This is a genomic window from Amphibacillus sp. MSJ-3 (genome assembly GCF_018919165.1).
Classification (GTDB): Bacteria; Bacillota; Bacilli; order Bacillales; family Amphibacillaceae; genus Amphibacillus.
Genome location: NZ_JAHLQM010000038.1, coordinates 1 through 21308, shown reverse-complemented (window position 1 = coordinate 21308; position 21308 = coordinate 1). Strand labels below are relative to the sequence as shown.

The window sequence follows — 21308 nt, the reverse complement described above, 5'->3', positions numbered from 1 at the left end:
CAGTAGCTGACAAGAGAAATAAAATCCCTAGAAAATCACTAAATTATCGAACGCCTTTGGAAGTGTTTTTGAGTTACATCGATGAATCACATTTGTCTAGCTTAAATTGACAAATCAAAATTGCTCAAATGATATCGATCCGGACATCGGTTTAATGATAATGATTTAGAGGTGACTAGAGTGGCAACAACAATAAAGGATATTGCAGAGAAAGCCGGGGTTTCAATCGCAACAGTCTCACGCGTACTCAATTATGATTCGACCCTTTCTGTAACTGAGGAAACTAAAAAAAGAATTTTCAAAACAGCTGAAGAGCTTGATTATAAAAAGCGAAAACCAAAAACGGGCGCTACACAGCGGATTGCCTTTTTACATTGGGGGACAGAAAGCGAAGAGCTAAGCGATATTTATTATATGGCCATTCGTGTTGGAATTGAAGAACGAGCTGAGCATCATAATATCCAACTTTTGAAATATTTAAAAGAGGACTTTCTGAATATCCCTAAGGATATTGATGGGATTGTTATCGTTGGTCATATATTTGATGATCAACTCAATCAGCTAAAAAGAATAACAAAAAACATTGTGATCATCGATTCATTCTACGAGGTCGATGGAATTGATACCGTTCAAATTGATTTTAAGAAGGTAACTAAAAAAGTCTTAGATCATTTTATCGATCGTGGACATAAAAAAATTGGTTTTATTGGTGGTTATGAGACTTTTCATAATACGGCCGATCCGATTGAAGATAAGCGCGAAAAATACTTTCGTTCTTATCTAAAAAAGAAGAAAATGCTGAATGAGGACTACATATTTATTGATGGCTTTTCCGCTGACAGTGGCTACCTACAAATGAAACGGGCGATTGAAACTTTAAAAACTGATTTACCAACCGCCTTTTATATTGGTAATGATCCACTTGCCATTGGTGCATTACGTGCCCTTCATGAAGCTGGTATTGAAGTGCCAAATCGAGTTAGTGTAATTGGTGTTGACGATATCAGTATTTCAAAGTTTGTCTATCCCGCATTAAGTACAGTTAGAATCGAAACTGAATTACTAGGGGAAACGGCAATTGATCTCGTGATGGAAAGAATCCTGACCGAAAGAAAAGTAGCTAAGAAAGTCTATATTGACACAAGTCTTATTATAAGAGATTCTTCCAATTAAGCTTAATTTAAACAGAATAAACCGCCATATGGCAGTCTGTTAAAATGGATAAATAGCAACCGACTAAACATTGATCGGTTGCTATTTTTAATTACCTATCACAGCCTACTAATTGTAGGATCCTTCGCCAATCATACCAGATAAAACATCGGATCACAGGTGGAAGAACATTAAAAGTCTGACTTCTTCACCACACACAGGAGGAGGGACGTATAAAACTGTTACTTTACAAAAGTCCACTTTACTTATTCACTATCACTACACCGGTTGAAGTGACTCCTAATATTCATATCAAACTTCCCATTAATAAGTAGAATAGAAGCCAACCACCATCTAGAGCGAGATTTTACAAGGCTTGATGAATTCTAAATACAGTCACAGAATGTTGGGCAAACTCATAGTCTACTACCTGATCTTCAATGACAATCATCTTTTGCTTTGGTTTAATTTTTTCTGGATATTCAAAACTGTTCTGATCATTTAAAGCATGACCTGATAATTCATAAATTGTTGACTCAAGTTTATCTTTAGTAATACCCACTAGTTCTACTTTTGTCTTTACTGGGACATCCTGTACATTAACAACCTTTACAAGCACATCACCCTTTGACTTATCTAGACTTGCTGTGTAATAAAGGGGCTCAATTACTGGGAGAACATCTTCTGTTTCATTCATCAAGTTACCATTTATATAAGTCAAAATTGTCCGACCTGAGATATGCAAATCAAACTGATATTCTTTATCGGGTTCTAGCGTGAAAATACTTTGTGTTAAACAGGAATTCATCCCATTAACGTCTGCTCCAATTAAACTATCTTGATTTAGCCAGCCTCCAATTTCCCAAAATAACTGATTCTTTTCGTCTTCATGGCCAAAGTACAGTTTAAATCCTAAATCACCTGACAATTTTTTCATTTTAAATGAAATTTGGTAATCCGTCCATTCCACATCATCTATTTCAGACTTTTCGATACCATTGAGCTTGATGGATGAATAATGTTTTTCCACACCTGTTTTTTTATTGATTATTTTCAAATCATAAAACTCACCATTGATTTGGTTTGTTTCGATCATTGCTTTCCCAGTAATCGGTTTATTTTCTGGTGTCTGATCCCAATTAAAGCCTTCTAAGCTCGTCTCTAATGCATATTCACCTTGATGGTTCATAAACAACTGCTGAGTAAAGTAGTTTGCTGTCGGATAAACTTGGTGGTTATTAAACCAGATTAAATTAGGCTGCCAATTGACGTAATCTGCATGACAAAGAAGTGGCGCATAACATGCTAATCCAACCGCGGAATTTTTCTCTAAACCTGTCATATAAGCTGCTTCAACGAGTGCATTATAAAACGTATTTCCTTTTGAGGCATACTCCCCTAAAAACACTTTTGGACCTGTCGGATCAAAATGATCATAACGATGGTAATGGGCAAGCATCCATTCTGGAGATTGGTAATAATGTTCATCAACAAAGTCAGAGTTATTTTTCCTTGCTGAAGCCCAGCCACGATCATATTCACTTCCAGCTGCAAAAGGCCCACTTGAATTAATGATTTTTATTTCAGGGTGCTTTTCTTTTATGGCTTGATGAAAATAATCATAACGATCAAAGAATGCTGCACCAACTTCTTCATTCCCAATCCCGATATACTCTAGATCAAATGGTTCTGGATGACCTAACTCCGCACGAACGCTACCCCATTTTGTTGTCATATCACCATTCGCAAATTCAATTAAATCAAGCGCATCATCAATCCACGGTTGAAGTTCTTCAATTGGGACAGCCTCTTGTCGGTGTGGATTATAGCCTGCTGGTAAGATTGGTATTGGTTTAGCACCAATATCTTCTGCTAGTTGGAAATATTCATAGTAACCCAATCCAAGCGTTTGGTTGTAGCCCCAATTATTTCTTACGGTTGGATGCTCTTCTATTGGACCTATCGTATTTTTCCAACGATACATTGAATCTCGATCATCTGAATTAAGGCTTCCATCATGAATTAAACACCCGCCTGGAAATCTCAAAAACTTTGGTTTTAAAGCCTCAAGATATTCAACGATATCACGTCGTAAGCCATTTGGCCTATTTTTATAGGTGCTTTTAGGGAATAATGAAACCATATCCAAATGTAATAAACCCACCGCTTCTGTCGTAATCACCAATCGGCCACAGGGATCTGTTTCTGTGGCGGTAAAAGTAAGTTTATATTTCTTCCATTTTGTTGAATCAATCTTCAGCCTCTGTTGGTGGTAAACTTTACCTCCTCTACTCTCTAAAGCAATAGATATTTCTTTATGCTCATCTTTTGCCAAACGAGCATAGCAGGAAAAGAAGTACTCTTCCTCCTTTTTTAATGAAATACCTGAACTGAAGCCCAAATTCATAATTCCAGCTACACCATCATTTCCTTGAACATCTAATACAAGATAGTGGCTATTTTTAGGATTAAGCGGTTGACTTGTCTCAACACCTAAGTCCACTTTCTTATGCCCTCTTTCAACCTTTTCCCATCCAGTTAATGAATGGTATTGGCTGTTATCAATTGGATCAAATTCAAAAGAACGATTCTGAATAAGTTCTGCGTATAATCCACCATCAGCCGCGTGATTTAAATCTTCATAAAAAATACCGTATAAATCATTAAGTTTATGACCTACATTCCTAGTTAACACTTGCAACCTTTGCTCTTTCCCCATATCCTACCATCCTTATATTATATTTTTCTACTTATCAAGAGATATCTATTCAAAATATACGTCTCTTAATCTACTGATTATTTGAAAGCAAATGTGGTGCATAAGCCTCTAATACTCGTTCATACTCTGCTTGAGTGATAGAAATGATCGATCCATGTCTTGGCTTCCCACCATCAGCGTTTTCCGGTAATTGTAAACGTAATTTATCCGCAACACTTACCCAACTGTTCCCATCAGTAATATCATGACTAGCAAAACCAATATAATGATTCGGACCTCCATGATAACTTGGCTGGTCAATAAATAAATACCAACGATAGCCATTTACATCTTTAGGATTGGCTCGAAAAATCAAAGGTCCCTCCCCACCAGTAAATGGACGACCTTCTCCATTAGATAATCCATTAGCTACCTGTTCTTTCAAAGTCACCCACTGGTCGATGGGGCCGGTATGGCTTGCATATTCTCTTCCTATCACTTGTGCAAATAAGTCAGATGAGCAATCTAAACGGATCGTCATACTTTCTTCTTCCTTCATAAAGCGATAATAGATATCGTCCTCTTGGGCTACAACTGCGTCAATCGTTCCTTTTCCTTTTCCACGATTAACATCCACCCAAATTTCAGGTTCGGTAAATTGACGGAAATCCTTTGTCTTTACATAAATCATCCGATTATATGTTATATCTGCCCGTTCCTGAACATCCTCCGTCTGATAAAGGTTGGATGCCCAAAAGACAAGATATTGTTGGCTCGCCTCATGCCAAATAGCCTTGGGAGCCCATGTATTACCTGCCAATTTTGATGAAACTTTAATATGACGCTGTTGCGACCAATTCACAAGGTCGGTTGATTCAAAAATCTCAAGATAACGCGATCCATCAATTTGGGCTGTATGGAAGCCATTACCATGTCGACCGGCAATTCTCAAATCTGTGGCAATCAAATAGAATCGATCACCATCATGAGAACGGATGATAAAGGGATCTCGTAAACCTTGCTCTCCTTTTCTAGAGACAAATAAAGGTTTCCCTTGATTTAAAGTATACCAAGATAGGGCATCATTTCCTTGTGATACAGCTAAACTAATCTGTTCAGCCCCATCTCCCTCACCCGTAAAAAAGGCCCAAAGATAGGCGGTTTTTTCTGAATTTAATTTTTCATTTCTATGATAATTATTATTTTGACCTTGTTTCAACTCTCTCTTTCCTTTCTATAGATAAAAAAACTCATAGTTGTCCATTTTAAAAAATAGACATATTCATTTTTTATGCTTAAAAGATTGAAAACAATTTTCTCCAAAAGGCTCATCTAACTAATGGAATAACTAATCTTATCATGCGAAGTTTTATACATTTACCTGACGTTCCTAACCATTTTGACCGAGGTTCACTAGTAAAATATAAATCTTTCTATAACAACACACTATTTCTCTTCACTCACTGTCTAACACTGCCCCGAATCAATCGTAACGAATAAATAAATCTTATCGTCTAATATAAATAAAAGAAAATTAATATAGGAGCCTGTATTACACTAGCCTTTATTTATAGTGATCTAACAAACTTTGATATTCGCAATCAGTAATAGGCAATACACTCCCATGTCGTTTCTTTGTTTGATCAAAATCATAGCTATCTAAGTCAAGGGCATGAAAGTCTCCGCTAGCCAAATCCTTTGTCTGTAAAATCATATACCCCTTACCTGTCGCAAATTGATCAACAATTAGACACCAGGTCTCTCTGTCTGGTAGTTGGTAGATTTGAGGACCTTCAACACCAGCCAACTCAGCAAGTGTAGATGACTCAATCATTTGATAGTGACCTGTTAAATGTTTTGCACGCTCCATGATAATCCGTTTATCTGTTTCATCTTTAGTGAATCGATAATAATAACCATTTTCGAAAGTAATAGTACTGTCAATAACATCACACGCTTTTTCTAAAAAAACAAATGGTTTATTAAAGACTTTGAAGTCTTTGGTATAAGCTGCATAGATTCGCTGTTTCCCTTTTACTCTTGAAGCCCAAAAGACTAGAAATGCTTCTTCTTTCTGATCATAAATAGCTTCTGGTGCCCAAACATTTCCCGCTTCTGCAATACCAACCGTGACAGCTCTCGGCTCACTCCAATCAATTAAATTAGATGATTCCCAAATAATGATATCTCGGCTTCCTTTAGTCTGTGCATGTTCCCAACCTAACCCCTTCTCAATTCGTAAATCAGTCGCAATCAAATAGAATTTTTCGTTATTGGGATCACGAATTAAAAACGGGTCACGGACACCCTTTTCTCCTAATTCAGAACGCAAAACAGGTTCTTTCCGATTTATATCTTGATAATGTAAACCATCTCGACTTACACTAAAGTAAATTTGTTCCTCATCTTTTCCTTCACCGATAAAATGCGCAAATAGATAAGCAGACATTATGATAAATCCTCCAAAAAATATTTTTTTATTTGATCCTTTTTACTATTTTGACTTTTTTCAAAAGGAATTTTTAACATCATCAGTTTAAGAAGAGGTCATTCCTTCTAATAAAATAAAGTGCCCCTTCTCTCAGTGAGGACTTCCTTTATCCCAACTGAGTGTCAGATGAACGAATTGGACTTTTACTAACTGTTGAACCCGATTATCAACCTATGGCTTCCTTGTGGGATTATTGTGTTGAGCATACAGTTAGGTAATCCACGATAAAACTGCATCACATAAAGGCACCTTAATAAAATAAATGCTTATCTATTAAGGTGCCTTTTAGATAATAATCAATTATTTATTGTGTGAATCCGTTAATTGTTAATAAAAGAGATCCTCTAATGATTTCTGATGATATTCATTTAATAAATCCGTTAATTCTTGGGCAACATCAAAAGCATCAACCTCACCTTCAACTATGGCTTCCTCAACATTGCCATATTCACCACCGAAATAGACTTCATCTAGAAACCAGTCAAAACCAGGAAGCACTCTTCCACCTAGTGATATTGGGTGCTTCACTCTTGCTAAATACTCGTCGTAATAGTCACCTTCTGGTAATAACTCCCGAAAATCCGCCCATAAATCCTCATCTTTTAGTAACGGTGCACCTTCAGGATGGTTAAAGACTTGATCACCATTATCATAGGTTAGATTTTCAAAGGCATCTATTTTATGCTCCCAACCTTCACGGCCCCAGCCCATCCACTTCATTAATTCATAGGCTTCACGTGGATGCTCAGTCGCAGGTGATATAGAAGCAAGGTCAACATAAGCTGGCTTATTCAAAGTTTCTGCATGATCACCTTGTGGAACTGGATAGGGGACCCAATTAATCCCTTTTTCAGTGAATACATCTTGTTTAAATTGACCAATTGTCCAAAATGCATCAAAATGAATGGCTACTTTTCCTGTTTCTGCTGCCCAAATATCGCGATCACCAAAGGCTGCCTCTGCTTCATCTGTACCACCAAACGGTGCATGATTTCCGTTACGAATATACTCTGCTCGTTTATTGGCTGATTCAGCCCACTGACCCGTCATATCAAATTTCTCACCATCCCAACCAAACTCACCATAAGCATCCTCATTGACAATCGGTGCCATTGTTACTAAATTAGTCCCCATATTTACACCATAAATCCCTTGTTCAGGAATCGTCATTTCTTCTATCAGATCTAACATCTCACTATAAGTCCAATCTGGTGAGGGCATCTCTACGTTTTGTTGTTCAAATAGATTTTCATCTAAGAAAATCGCAAATGGAAATTGTGCGCTTGCAGCTGCTAATTTTCGATCACCATCAAAGTAACCTACATCATACAGTGTATCTAGTAAACGCTCATTTTCCGGATCAGCTTCAAAAAGATCTGTAAAATCACCAAGCCACATATTACGAATCGCAACATCTAAATTACCGTTGTACCAAAAGACATCAGGTAATTCACCATTACTAGCTAAATTCGTTAGAAAGTCATTCCACCCTAAGTCATCTGTTGCTTGAACAATTTCCACTGTTATATTAGGGTATTTCTCCATAAACTTATCTGCTAAAAAGACATTCATTTCATGTGTAAGCCAAGTTCCAAATGTAAGTGTTATCTCTTCATCAGTCATTGGAGGTAAAGTTTCTGATTCATTCTCACCAGTGCTGGCAATCTCGTTTTTACTTCCTGCATTTGAACCACCATTTACATCCTCAGCTGAAGAACAACCTGTAATCAGCATGGATGCTGTTAAAATAATCAATAGGAGATTAAACATTACTTTTCTTGTCATTTTAATTCCCCATTTCATGTTGTTAGGTTTCAAATAGAAAGATAATCAAATGATGTCAAGAGCAAAAGGTTAAAGCCCAAGACTAAATTAAATTGTTCTAATTCATATGGAAGTTTGCAAATATAGAAGTTTATCAAATCGTGAATAAGCTTCTTTTATTTGTATCAAAAATAAACTAAACAACGAGACTATACTCATACAAACGATTAAATGCTCTACCTAATTACCACAAATCCCTTCAATCTACCGATATTCGTTAGACTGTCACCTATAATAAATTAATAGAATAGTTCATCCATTGCATCTGAATAATATTGGTTCAACATATCAGTTAAATCTGGTGCTATATTAAGAGCATTAATTTCACCATCAATAACCGCCTGTTCAACATTTCCATATTCACCGCCAAAATATACTTCATTCAAGAAACTCTCAAACCCCGGAAGAACGGCTCCTCCTAATGGTACGGGGTATTTTACTCGATCTAGATAATCTTGGTAATAATCGCCCTCTGGTAACAGCTCGCGATAACTTGCCCACAGATCTTCATCTTTAACTAAAGGTAAGCCCTCTGGATGATAATTCGGATCTTCATTTTGCATTTGTTTATATATGTCAATCTTCGTTTCCCATCCATCACGCCCCCAGCCCATCCACTTTAATAGCTCATAAGCTTCTCGTGGATGTTCTGTTGCAGGTGAAATCGTACCAAAGTCAACAAAGGCAGGCTTATTCAAAGTTTCTGCATGGTCACCTTTAGGAACGGGGTACGGAACCCATTTAATCCCTTTATCAGTGAAAACATCTTGTTTAAATGTTCCTATCGTCGGATAATAATCAAATTGAATAGCAACACGGCCTGTTTCAGCTGCCCAAATATCACGATCACCAAAGGCTGCCTCTGCTTCATCTGTACCACCAAACGGTGCATGATTTCCGTTACGAATAAACTCTGCCCGTTTATTGGTTGATTCAGCCCATTGGCCAGTCATATCAAACTTCTCACCATCCCAACCAAACTCTCCATAAGCATCTTCATTAACAATTGGTGCCATTGTAACTAAGTTAGTACCAGACGACATGCCATATATCCCTTGCTCAGGAATTGTCATTTTCTCTATCAGATCTAACATCTCATTGTAAGTCCAATCTGGTGATGGCATATCTACATTTTGTTGTTCGAATAAATTCTCATCAAGGAAGATAGTAAAAGGGAAGTAAGCACTTGCTGCGGCCATTTTACGTTCACCATCAAAATAACCATATGCAGCTAACGTATCAAGTAAATTATTTGTTTCAGGGTCACTTTCGAAGTACTCAGTAAAATCACCAAGCCACATATTACGAATAGGAACATCAACATTACCTAAATACCAAAACACATCTGGTAAATCACCGTTACTTGCTAAGTTTGTTAAGAAGTCATTATATTCACCAATATCTCCATAAATAACTTCTACTGTAATGTTTGGATATTTCTCCATAAAAGCTTCCGCCATCGACTCATAAACATTAGCATCTAACCATGTTGAAAAGGTTAAAGTTATTTCTTCATCAGTCATTGGTGGTAAACCTTCAGGTTCTTCTCCTTCATCACCGGTGTTATCTACATTATCAGTGCCTGGTTCTGTGTCTGTAGTCGTATCATTATCTTTCGAATCACAACCTACTACAAACATGAAAACTAAGGAAATAATTGCCACTAGACGAATCATTGCTTTTCTCGTCATCTTATTACCCCCATTCCCTTTAGGAAATTTTATATTACGGTGCTTATCCACCGATAATACCGACATCCATATACATCATTCAATTAGAGAACGTTAGCAACTGAAACAGACACCATTTTTAATGACCTTTTTCTTGATTAAAAGCATTTAATAATTCATCATTAACCCTCACTTGCTTATAATAGTCACAATAAAGTAAGCGTTACCAAATTTAAATAAAAAATAAGTATCCTTATCTGTTATACCTCTACATTAGGTGAATGACTCCCCAAACTTTAAAGAAATAATTAATATTCATCGGATAAAGTGAAACTTCGATTAGTAAGGATCTTACTAACAATTGCACCGAGATAAATTTTTACTTAAAAAGATGATACTATTATTTTAATTTTAACTAAATCCATATTTGTTGTCAACATATGATGCGATAAAACGATCCACCCTTATCAAGTAATATTTTCCCTTGTATGTTTGAAATAGAAGGCTTGCAATCTGGTAGTCTGCGATCTAAGAAAACTCTTATCATTATACACTGCAATCAGTCATATTTACTTGAACATTATTTTAACTAAAAAAGAAATGATCCCCAGTATAAATCTGAGAATCATTTCTTGCCTTTTTAATGATTTCCTTGTTTCATCATACTTGTCTTATCACTGTTGGGCTATCTCTTCCATTGCATCCTGATAAGCTTTATTTGCTCGGTTGGTTAAATCTTGCGCAATATCATGGGCATTTAATTCCCCTTCTGCAATGGCATCCTCAACTCTACCATACTCTCCGTTAATATAAGCTTCATCCATGAATACACCAAATCCAGGTAAGATCGCTCCACCTAGTGGAATAGGGTATTTTACTCGTTCTAGATAATCATCATAATGTTGCCCTTCTGGGAATAAGCTACGATATAGTTCCCATAAATCCTCATCATTAGTGAGAGGTGCAGTAACCTCAGGCTCATCAATTGCTAAGGCTGTTTCTAACTTAACTTTAGTACCTTCTACTCCCCATCCCATCCACTTTAATAGCTCATATGCTTCACGTGGATGTTCTGTCGCAGGTGAGATCGTCCCAAAGTCAACATAGGCAGGTTTATTCTCTGTTTCTGCATTATCACCACGTGGAACTGGATAAGGTACATAGCTTAGGCCTAATTCTTTCATTTCTTCTTTTGCAAAGCGCTGTACACCAACAACATAATCTAAATATATTGCAACCTGACCCGTTTCAGGTGCCCATGCATCCCGATCACCAAATGCCGCTTCAGCTTCATCTGTTCCTGGCCATGGTGCGTGGTTACCATTACGGATAAAATCTCCCCGTTGTTGGGCTACATCTGCCCAGTGTTCTGTTAAATCGAATGTTTCTCCATTCCATCCGTATTCTCCAATCGTATCACCTAAAACAATCGTACCCATTGTTACTAAATTTGTCCCCTGATAAAGTCCATAAATTTGTTCCTCTGGTATGGTCAATTCCTCAATTAAGTCGATCATTTCATTATATGTCCAGTCTGGGGATGGCAGGTCAATGTTTTGATCCTTAAATATTTGTTCATTTAGTAAAACAGCATATGGAAAATGACCACTTGGAGCATATAACATTCGTTCACCATCAAGATAACCAATATCTTTGAGCGTATCTAATACGTTTTCCGTTTCGGGATCATTTTCCCAGTACTCTGTCATATCCCCTAGCCATCTGTTTCTAATGGCAATGTCAACACCACCTAAAACCCAAAAGGCATCCGGCAAACCTTCGCTACCTGCTAGGTTGAGTAAGAATTCATTATAATCCCCATCTCCCGGTGAGATAAGCTCTACTGTAATATTAGGATATTCCTCCATAAATGCATCAGCAACACTTTGGTAAATCTCCTCGGGTAGCCAATTAGCAAAAGTTAAAGTTATTTCTTCATCTGTCATTGGTGGTAAACCCTCAGGTTCTTCTCCTTCATCACCAGTGTTATCCACATTATCAGTGCCTGGTTCTGTGTCTGTAGTCGTATCATTATCCTTTGAATCACAACCTACTACAAACAAAAAAGTGATTAAGATAATTGCCGCTAGACGAATCATTGCTTTTCTCGTCATCTTATTACCCCCATTTCCTTTACTTTAATTTATATTACGGTGCTTATCCACCGGTAATACCAACATGACACACATATGCAGTAAAAGTTCGTAATCAACTAGTACAGCATTATTTTTTAGTAATCCAATCTTGTTCAGCACAAAGCATTCACTTCCCTTCAATTGTTACCCATTTTGAAGTTTCGTTTATCTTAAACTAATTGTTAGCTGAACGATTTGGATCTGTATTGACTGTTTAGCTAAGCTAGCATTTAACTGTCCCCAGATATGATCGAAGTGTGGCCTGCAGCTAATAATGTCTAATATATCTGTAAGCGTTATCAAATTTATTTTATAAGATAAAAAAACAATAGCTAACTAGATATGCAAAAAAGTGTTATTTTATTCTGTTTCACTCAATAATGATGAGTAATAAATCTTTTACTTAAATATGATTGCGCTTTCAAATTGATTTTAACCAATTACCTGTCTCCTGTCAATATATAAAAGTAAAATTAACTAATAACAAAAATCGCCACTGAGAACCAATAAACTAAGCCATAACCCTTATAAAAAAGGATCTATTCTGAGGTAATTCGGAAATATTTTAACTTTAGATAGATTATTAGTAAAATATAACTGTCATTTTTACTAAATACAATGGTTGGCATTCAATATGTTTTCTTTCACATAGTCATTTTTTTACAAAACTTGTTGACTCATCTTTTGAACAACTCTCGAGCTCGTTTTTAAATAGAAGATAAAGTAAGGGGATGACGGTCTTTCTCTCGAATCATATAACGAAGTTACCTTATAGAAAAAAGTTAATTGTCATCGAAAGATGTTGAGACACAAACAACTCCATCCTTGGAAGATTAACTACTTTTACATTAAATTTCAACTGGATTTTTATCCTCATGACAAAAAAATAGCTTATGATCTAGTCCATTTGATTCACTTCCCCTTATTCGCAAAAAAGTACTATTGATGGAAATTTAACAACTTGTTATGCTAGGCACAAAATTGGCTACTCTTCATCAATTCATTGGCGGTAATATTACAATGAATGAAAGATCCCCCATTTTTAATCCTATTTTTAAATCTCGTTGGTATAAGCAGTTAATATCCCTAGTGTTGATAAGAGTAGCATTAGCAAAGGAGGGGTAGCTACATTTTGTTATCAGTTTAATTTAGATCTGCAAATTTTAAAAGGAGTGGGTAAATCGTTATGACTAATCGTTACAATAGGTTAATTGCTGTGCTCTTAATTCTTTTTCTATTGTCTCAAAATTTAAGTTATCTACCAGTTATTGCAGTAGGCAGTGATTTACTTCCTAATAAACATTTAGCAGGAACAGATTTTGAAGATCAAGATATTTGGGGTTTTGAGCCAAGTGAAGATTCAGAAGTAAGGGTCATTAAGGAAGATGACAATCATTATTTGGAGGCGACTAGCAGTGGTACTGATGAGCAAAGTGTTATTGTGAAGAACTTTGATCAACCGACAACTGCTGACCAAGTATTAATTAGTTTTGATTGGCGCCCCGGGGAAATATCAGCGCCATTAAATTTTACTGAGATCTCCTTTCTCGATTCAAATGATCTAGCAATTTTCCGACTGATCAAAGAAGGTGGTCCCGATGGTCAACTACTTTTTGATCTTGGTTCATCAGGCTCAAATATAAGTGAAGCAACCGTTATCGATGGGGTCCCAACAGATGGGCGTTGGCTTTCTGTGGAAGTCTTCTTTGACTTCACTAATGAAAGCGTTTCAATTATAATTGGTGAGCAAAATAATTCGGATACCTCAGTTAAAATAGAGAATATTGATATTAGTCATTTAACTTATCAAAAACAACTCAAAGGTTTTAATATTATTAGCAATCGAGCCAATAAGCAATTGTCTAATTTTAAAATGGACCTAGATAACATCAGCATAAATCAAGCTGAAGATGAAGAGCAGGCACGACCACAAGAAGAAAATAAGATTAGCAAAATTATGACAGAATATCATTCGGAACTTATGTTGCCTTTAAACCATAGTTTTGAAGATACAATTAAACTTTTACCTCAACAGGTTTTGGCTGAACTAGACAATGGTAGTCAAGTTGAACTTGGTGTAGAGTGGTCATCTTTAGACTACAATCCAGAGCAAATAGGTACTTATTCATTTATTGGGACACTGATACATCAAGATATAGAAAATGTAAAAAATGATGACCAAATTCAGCTAGAGATCACTGTTCAAGTCACTGAAAATGACCAACTCCCAGAAGTTAAGGGGTATCAAACACTTTATTATACCGATTTCGGAGATACAATGGAAGTAACACCTGTCAATTGGGGGTTCACTACAACCAATGCGGATTTATCAATAAACAACGAAGATCTTGCAGGGAATGATACGAATAAATTACAATTTAATATTGTTGATCAAAGTGGTGGGCGTGTTGCTACCAAACAACTGGATACAGCTATTAAAGGAACCCATATTCTAACAAAGTTTGATTGGTATCCAGGTGAAGTGAATGACAAAGGTGAACATTTATATGAAAACGGTGGTGAAATCCGTTTAATCGATGGATCCGGTAATATTGTCTTTACCCTAAATCATACAAAAAATGCACCACTATCATATTTTATTGGTGGGCAATCTTATACTGCAATTGAAACAGACTTTAATGATCCTGAAACATGGTATACTATTTCAATTCATTTAGATTTATATCAAAATACAGTTACTTTAGAATTAACTGATCAAGAATCTGGAAAGTCAATAGAAGACACACTTAGTCTCGATAATATTGACTTTGATGGTTCAATTGAAATTGTTAGATTAGTTGGAAACAGAACCTCCGGAAATAACCTCACATGGACGACTTATTTGGATAACTTCGGGTTTTATCATAAGCCAATTCCTGAAGATACAATTATCCGAGTGAATCCACTTCCTTATCAACGCGTCTATGTGAATGAAACAACAAGTAATCTTGATTCAATTGGCTTACCAGACAGCGTTACTGTTATACTTGGGGATAATAGTAAAACTGAAGTGGCCATCGAAGAGTGGAAGCCTGAAGGGAAAGATTGGGACCCGAGTAAAGCAGGTGTTTATAAATTTACTGGTATATTAGCTGAACGGGATGATCTGAATAATCACTTGGATCGGACCGCTACGCTTTATGTTTATAATCGTTTAACACCACCAAAGACAAAGCGACAGACTGAATGGCTTGATCGAGGAGCAGTTGCCCTAAAAGCGGAAGAAGGTATTTTTATTAGTTGGCGATTATTAGTTGACGAATATAGTCAAGACATTACCTTTAATATTTACCGCAACAACCAATTGCTGAATGAAAAGCCCCTTTTCACTACTAACTATCATGATCTTACAGGGCAAGCCGGTGACAAATATACGATTGAATTATTAAATCAAGGAAAAGCAGTCGAAGAAACAGAAGTGACTGCCCTAGAAAAAGATTATCTATCTATTCCCATGCAGAAGCCAGAAGGTGGGGTTACTGCTACCGGTGAGTATACCTATAGCGCAAATGATGCAAGTGTTGGTGATTTAGATGGAGATGGTGAATATGAGATTGTCATTAAGTGGGATCCATCAAATGCGATGATGGCTTTGGAAGATGTCATTACTGGTCCGACTATTTTCGATGCCTACAAATTGGATGGGACATTGATGTGGAGAATAAATATGGGGATGAACTTAACATCCGGGCCACAATATCATCAATTTGTTGTTGGTGATCTAGATGGGAATGGGAAATCCGAGTTTCTTATCAAATCAGGCGATGGAACAACTGTTTATGGCGCTACAAATGGAAAATATGATGAAGATAAAATAATCAGTCAAATCGGTAATCCTGAAGATGATGGGAAATGGATTAATGAAGGAGGACACCAAGTCACAGGTCCTGAATATGTTTCCGTATTCGATGGTGAAACAGGTGCAGAAATTGATACAATTGATTTTGCCTTCCCTGTTGAAAAAGAAGAAGGTGATGGCGGAATTTCATGGGGAGATAATTTCTATAACCGTTCTGATCGATTTCTATCTGCCTTAGCGTATATCGATGGTAAAACACCGAGTGCTATATACGGGAGAGGTTATTATGAAAGAACCGCCTTTGTTTCCTACAGTCTCCGTAATGGGAAACTTGTGGAGGATTGGACATTTGACAGTGATGAGGCTGGTCGTGGTGAAAGCCTAGGAAATCACAATTTAGCAGTCGGAGATGTCGATAATGATGGATTTGATGAAATCATTGCGGGTTCTTTAACACTAGATCATGACGGAACAATTTTATATGCGATGGACGGTGACATGGGTCGAGTGAAAGGTTCCCATGGTGATGCCCTGCATGTCGGTGCTTTTGATCCAGATCGTGAAGGATTACATGTATTTGGAGTACGCGAGGATCCGAGTGTTGCCTCTTTGGAATATCACGATGGAGCCACAGGGGAAACATTAAAGGCCTTTTATGCTTATAAAGATGCCGGCCGAGGCGTTGCAGCAAATATTACGACTAAGCCTGGCTATGAATTTTGGGGTGCAGGTGGATTAGATGCTGAAACCGGTGGTGGTGTCTATAATGTTCAAGGAGATGTAATTGAGGATAGCTTCCGTGATATCGGACTTCCGGTAAACTTTACAACTTATTGGGATGGAGATCTCTTACATGAATTATTAGATCACACATCCATTACCAAATATGATGAGGCAAGTGGAAGCACTCAAGTAATTGAGAATTTTGCCGATGTTGTTAGCATTAATGGGACAAAAGGAAATCCTAGTCTACAGGCAGATATTTTAGGTGATTGGCGGGAAGAGGCGATCTATCCCACAGAAGACAGTATGGAACTTCGTATTTTTAGTACGACGATTCCAACTGAATACCGGCTACCAACACTAATGCACGATTCTGTTTATCGGATGGGGATTGCATGGCAAAACGCAACATATAACCAGCCACCACATATAGGTTATTATCTTGGTGAAGATATTCGTGATGTCGTTTTAGCTGGTAAACTAGATTTCCCGGAGGTTAAGTATACAAATCAGCCTGTGATTGATGAACCTGACCCAGAAGAACCTGATGAATCAGAAGATCCTAAGAAACCTGGTGAGTCAGAGGATCCTAATGAGTCGGAAGACCCTAAAAAACCTGGAGAAACGGAAGTAACAAAACCACCCCTTCCGAATGACCCGAAGGATCCCGAATCAGTTATTCCAAAAGATAATCCTGATCAAACTCTTGATGGGCATTCATCTAAAGCAGAAAGCGGAAAATCATTACCCGTTACAGCAACATCACAATATAAGTATTTATTGATTGGCCTAATCCTTTCTCTGGCTGGCTTAACACTTTTTACCTTCAAACGAAGACAATTAAATAAAAATAATCATTAAATTGATGCTGGGACATAACTCAGCTAAAATGAAAAAGGAATTCAGTTGTTACTGGATTCCTTTTTCTTATGATCATCATTTAAATAGACCCATCACCTCTTAAATGTTTTTGAGGTGTCACTCCGTGATTTACACTCTGGGTAGACGCTTTCCGCGGGTACAGCCTCGGGCGCACAAGATGTGGGTCAGTTAGACGTTGCCACAGGACGTGGCGGTTTTAGTCTAACATTCCTTATTGCTCCACTACCGTGTTGCAATAAGGATTTTCGGACTCGTACTTTTCCCGCTGGAGTCGCCACCCGCCATTCCAATCACTTGGTTGGCATTCCTGATAATGGATCATAAAAAGGAACACAAAAAGAAGATATGAGAAGAAAAGACTGGCGAAACTTACGGTTAAGGTAAAATAGATGTTGAGCTGTTTTTTGGGTTTTTTGAAGGCTAATTTGGGTTTCACCCGTTTATCTATAAAAGGTAAATCCAAAGTACACAATGAAGAGGATTTGCGTTATTGGCTGTGAACTTAAGGAAATTCACGGTTAATAACTCTACGACTCTAAAGCATTCAAACCACTACAAAAATGAAAATGGTTCTATTTACAAAAAAACGTAAATAGAACCACTTTTTACTCACTGAGACTAGTTATGTCCCAGTCTCAATTTAATTTTGTAAGTTTAGAAATCTTAGCCTACCATTCTTCGACCTCCTATAATCTGCGAAAAAAGTTTATCTACGACCAACTGTGTCAAATGAATGCTAAGGTGAACTTCCCTTCAAATTTTCTGTTCCTCCTCTTTATTCATCAATGTTCCTTATTCCAAAAATGACGAATTTTCGCAACAGCTTTCCGCTTCCAGTGCCGAACTGCATTTGCCTTAACACCATGCTCATGACCCATTTCAACTAGAGTTTTCCCCTGAAGAATCTGTCCTTTAAACCAGAGCCACTCCCGATCGGTTAAAATAGCCCTTATTTGTTGCAGAAAAATATAATCCGTTTCATAACTCGGTTCGTAAATAACGGCTATCTTTTTATTCTCTTGATAAACAATCTCTTCCCCCTCAAGGACCCGACTTTGCTTTCGGAAAAGATCAAGTAATCGATAATTCATTTTTGCATAGGCATATGTTGAGAACTTCATTTTTCCTTGTTCATATTGCTTAGTGGCTTGCCAAAGGGTGATTACTAATTCCTGATATAATTCACCATCGAAATCCCTGACTTGATACTTATTTAACATATGATAGATCATCGGCTCATACTCTTTTAATAAAACTTCAAAATCATCAAACATTAATCTGCTCCTAAAAGCAGGTACCTGACTTATTATTCCGCGGTACCATAAGCATAAGCGCTATTCAATGACTTTCCAGTTTAACATTATCAAGAATCTACCAAGTATGACCAATTTATTCCTTTGTTTCTACGGAAAATAATGTCAATAATTTGTAATAGAAAGATTATTTTTATACTAGACCAAGAAACGGCCGACTTGTTTTAATCCTTACTCTGCATAATTTTTTAAATTATAAAAACCACCCTACTCTAATAACTAGTAGAATGGTTTTTAATAAAGTGGACCCTTTCTGACATGGATAATCGGACCCTATTAAAGATAGATATATAGATTATATACATTTAAAATAACGAGACAAATAAGGGAAACCTTAAAAATCACTTCAACACTCTCCATTGATAACCATTTTGATAAATGAGAACCGATGGCCCCACCTAAAATACCACCGATGATCATCCCAGGTAGCATCGTCAGATCATAACTTAATATATCTACGCTCACAATCATTAAGATTAGTGAAGATAACTGGGAAAAGCAAATTATAAAAAGAGAATATAGTGCGGCTTGCTTAGCATGCATAGCAAAGAAAATACTTAACAACGCTATATTATGTGGACCACCCCCGATATCTAAAAAGGCTGATAATATTCCGAGAGCTAAACCCATGAACAGAATCAAACGCCTATCTTTAAGATAGAATCTAGGAAACTTTTCTTTAAATTGCACATAAAAAAGTACCGCACTAAAAATTAAGATCAATAAAGTCGTCTGTACGGTACCTATCCATGTATAGTCTATTAATGATGTGAAAATACCCTTTCCAATTAGCCCTCCCATTACTGCACCACTAGCAAGTAATATGGCTTTGATCTTTCTCATCTGCTTTACTTCTCTGCGCCTCATCCATAATGAAACTGAGGACATCGCAAGGACGGTCGTTGACGATAGAATCCCAATGGTTGCAACTGGATAATCTCCCATAAAATCAAGGATTGGCTTGATAAATACTCCACCCCCTAAACCAGATATAGCTCCAATGGTACTAGCTAATAGTCCAATTAAAAAATAGATAAAAATCATCTTTCTTCACCTCTACTTAACTAGTATACCATTATTCATGTTATATCCAAAATTAGCATCGAATGCCAAGTCGTTTTTCGACAGTTTTCCCTCAATTAAACAACTTTTAAAATCAGTGAAGTTGCGCCCTTCTTCCACTAACTTTTCATTGAGTGTATCGGGAAATTCATATTCCTCCTTCTTACTCCATCAGTTAAGTCATTTCTTGATTACAGTAACTGACTATAAGCCACCTCCTTCAATCATAGAAGAGAAAAATCAGATGATATATCAAGGGCCACCAGTCAATAAAAGTCCGATTCATTCATCTAGGACCCGATGCCCTTCACCAGGCCTTATAAAGTGAAACTTCAATTAGTCAGGAGCTTCATCCCCCACTGATTGGGACTGAGGAGGAATTTAACGACATTTTATCACATCCTTCTTTTGCTAACCGAGACGGATACTAACTTCTAGTTGAGCTAATACATTACGAATCTTCTCGTGGTCTGGTTGATAGGCAAGATCAGCTAAATTAAAAGTACTAAAAAAATCAAGATCGCAATTAATTGTCACCAATTCTTTACTTATTCGAGCAAATTCTTCCCCTTCAACTAGCTTTTTAATATAACGATTAAATTTAGGATCCAAATCTGGTAATAGTTGATAAAGGTTATCAATAGATTCGTACATTTGAATTAGTGGTAACGCTGACCTTTGCCCAACACCTGCCACACCTGGAATATTATCACTTGGATCACCCAAAAGTGCCTTAACATCAATCCACTGATCTGGTTCAATTCCGTATTCGGCTTTAAAGTGATCAACTGTATAACGGGTTTCTAGTTTATTATGGATCAAAATTTGTGAAGTGTGTTGATTTAGAAGTTGCAAGAAATCCTTATCATTACTATAAATCAGACAATCCTTTGCTAGCTCGTTTGACCACTTTTTTGTTATCGAGCCGATAATATCATCAGCTTCGTGTGGTGGAATCGTAAGCTGACTTATCCCCAATTGATCAAGGATATGATTTAAGGTTTCGTATTGTTGAATTAATGGTGCTGCTAGTTCCCCTCGATTCGCTTTGTAAAATTGATATTTTTTCTTACGTTTGGTTTCCTCACGCTTAATATCCCATGCAACTGCTAAATGACTCGTTTCATATTTTTCAATGACATTAAATAATTTCTGTAAAAAAACACGTAATCCATTTGTATAGAGTCCGGTTGAATTTTTCGTTAACTGGTCCTCTGTTTTACGGTAAGCAGTTGCAAAGTATCCTCGACTCAATAAATTAAAGCCATCAATAACTAATAATCTCTCCTCTTTCATATCGACTACCTTCTTTCTCTAATATGTTCTATGCCTCAGTATACCAGTTTCTAATAACAGCACAATAAAAACAATTTATAATAAGCAATTCAAAAAACATCAAAATATTTTCCAATTTATATTGACGTTAGAATTTTTAATATATTTGATTTGTCAATTTAAGCTAGACAAATGTGATTCATCGATGTAACTCAAAAACACTTCCAAAGGCGTTCGATAATTTAGTGATTTTCTAGGGATTTTATTTCTCTTGTCAGCTACTG

At 36.8% G+C, this 21308-nt stretch carries 11 protein-coding genes and 3 pseudogenes; 4 read left to right on the top strand and 10 right to left on the bottom strand.

The features are described from left to right. Positions 1–110 (top strand): annotated as a pseudogene (locus tag KQI76_RS10270) (IS30 family transposase); the annotation flags it as partial. Positions 111–180: 70 nt separating this feature from the next. Then, positions 181–1173: a LacI family DNA-binding transcriptional regulator gene (locus KQI76_RS10265; protein ID WP_216400223.1), complete on the top strand. Its 993-nt coding sequence runs from the start codon at positions 181–183 to the stop codon at positions 1171–1173. A gap of 346 nt (positions 1174–1519) precedes the next feature. On the opposite strand, the gene KQI76_RS10260 is transcribed toward KQI76_RS10265, so the two are convergent. The 6 genes from KQI76_RS10260 to KQI76_RS10235 all read right to left on the bottom strand — a co-directional run bounded on the left by KQI76_RS10260 (position 1520) and on the right by KQI76_RS10235 (position 11949). Next, on the bottom strand, positions 1520–3871 hold the full coding sequence (locus KQI76_RS10260; RefSeq protein ID WP_216400222.1) for an alpha-L-arabinofuranosidase C-terminal domain-containing protein: 2352 nt from the start codon (positions 3869–3871) through the stop codon (positions 1520–1522). A gap of 70 nt (positions 3872–3941) precedes the next feature. Further along, positions 3942–5069, bottom strand: coding sequence for a glycoside hydrolase family 43 protein (locus KQI76_RS10255; RefSeq protein ID WP_216400221.1), 1128 nt, complete (start codon positions 5067–5069; stop codon positions 3942–3944). Positions 5070–5414: 345 nt separating this feature from the next. Further along, positions 5415–6299, bottom strand: coding sequence for a glycoside hydrolase family 43 protein (locus KQI76_RS10250; RefSeq protein ID WP_216400220.1), 885 nt, complete (start codon positions 6297–6299; stop codon positions 5415–5417). A 369-nt stretch (positions 6300–6668) separates the two neighbouring features. Then, entirely contained in the window at positions 6669–8126 is a 1458-nt protein-coding gene (locus KQI76_RS10245) for an ABC transporter substrate-binding protein (protein ID WP_216400219.1), read from the bottom strand. A 278-nt stretch (positions 8127–8404) separates the two neighbouring features. Further along, positions 8405–9856, bottom strand: a complete 1452-nt coding sequence (locus KQI76_RS10240) for an ABC transporter substrate-binding protein (RefSeq protein WP_216400218.1) — start codon at positions 9854–9856, stop codon at positions 8405–8407. A gap of 653 nt (positions 9857–10509) precedes the next feature. Next, on the bottom strand, positions 10510–11949 hold the full coding sequence (locus tag KQI76_RS10235) for an ABC transporter substrate-binding protein (RefSeq protein ID WP_216400217.1): 1440 nt from the start codon (positions 11947–11949) through the stop codon (positions 10510–10512). Between the two features lie 1207 nt (positions 11950–13156). On the opposite strand from KQI76_RS10235, the gene KQI76_RS10230 reads away from it, so the two are divergent. Both KQI76_RS10230 and KQI76_RS11830 read left to right on the top strand, forming a co-directional pair. Further along, complete coding sequence (locus KQI76_RS10230; protein WP_216400216.1) at positions 13157–17353, top strand: rhamnogalacturonan lyase family protein; 4197 nt, start codon at positions 13157–13159, stop codon at positions 17351–17353. 370 nt (positions 17354–17723) lie between these two features. Beyond that, a pseudogene (locus KQI76_RS11830) lies at positions 17724–17892 on the top strand (transposase); the annotation flags it as partial. A gap of 264 nt (positions 17893–18156) precedes the next feature. On the opposite strand, the gene KQI76_RS10225 reads toward KQI76_RS11830, so the two are convergent. The 4 genes and pseudogenes from KQI76_RS10225 to KQI76_RS10210 all read right to left on the bottom strand — a co-directional run. Then, the gene (locus KQI76_RS10225; protein ID WP_216400215.1) at positions 18157–18648 is read right to left on the bottom strand and encodes a sigma-70 family RNA polymerase sigma factor; all 492 of its coding nucleotides are present in this window, start codon (positions 18646–18648) and stop codon (positions 18157–18159) included. Positions 18649–18963: 315 nt separating this feature from the next. Next, the gene (locus KQI76_RS10220) at positions 18964–19731 is read right to left on the bottom strand and encodes a sulfite exporter TauE/SafE family protein (RefSeq protein WP_216400214.1); all 768 of its coding nucleotides are present in this window, start codon (positions 19729–19731) and stop codon (positions 18964–18966) included. 429 nt (positions 19732–20160) lie between these two features. After that, positions 20161–21045, bottom strand: coding sequence for a 5'-3' exonuclease (locus KQI76_RS10215; RefSeq protein WP_216400213.1), 885 nt, complete (start codon positions 21043–21045; stop codon positions 20161–20163). A 153-nt stretch (positions 21046–21198) separates the two neighbouring features. Then, a pseudogene (locus tag KQI76_RS10210) lies at positions 21199–21308 on the bottom strand (IS30 family transposase); the annotation flags it as partial.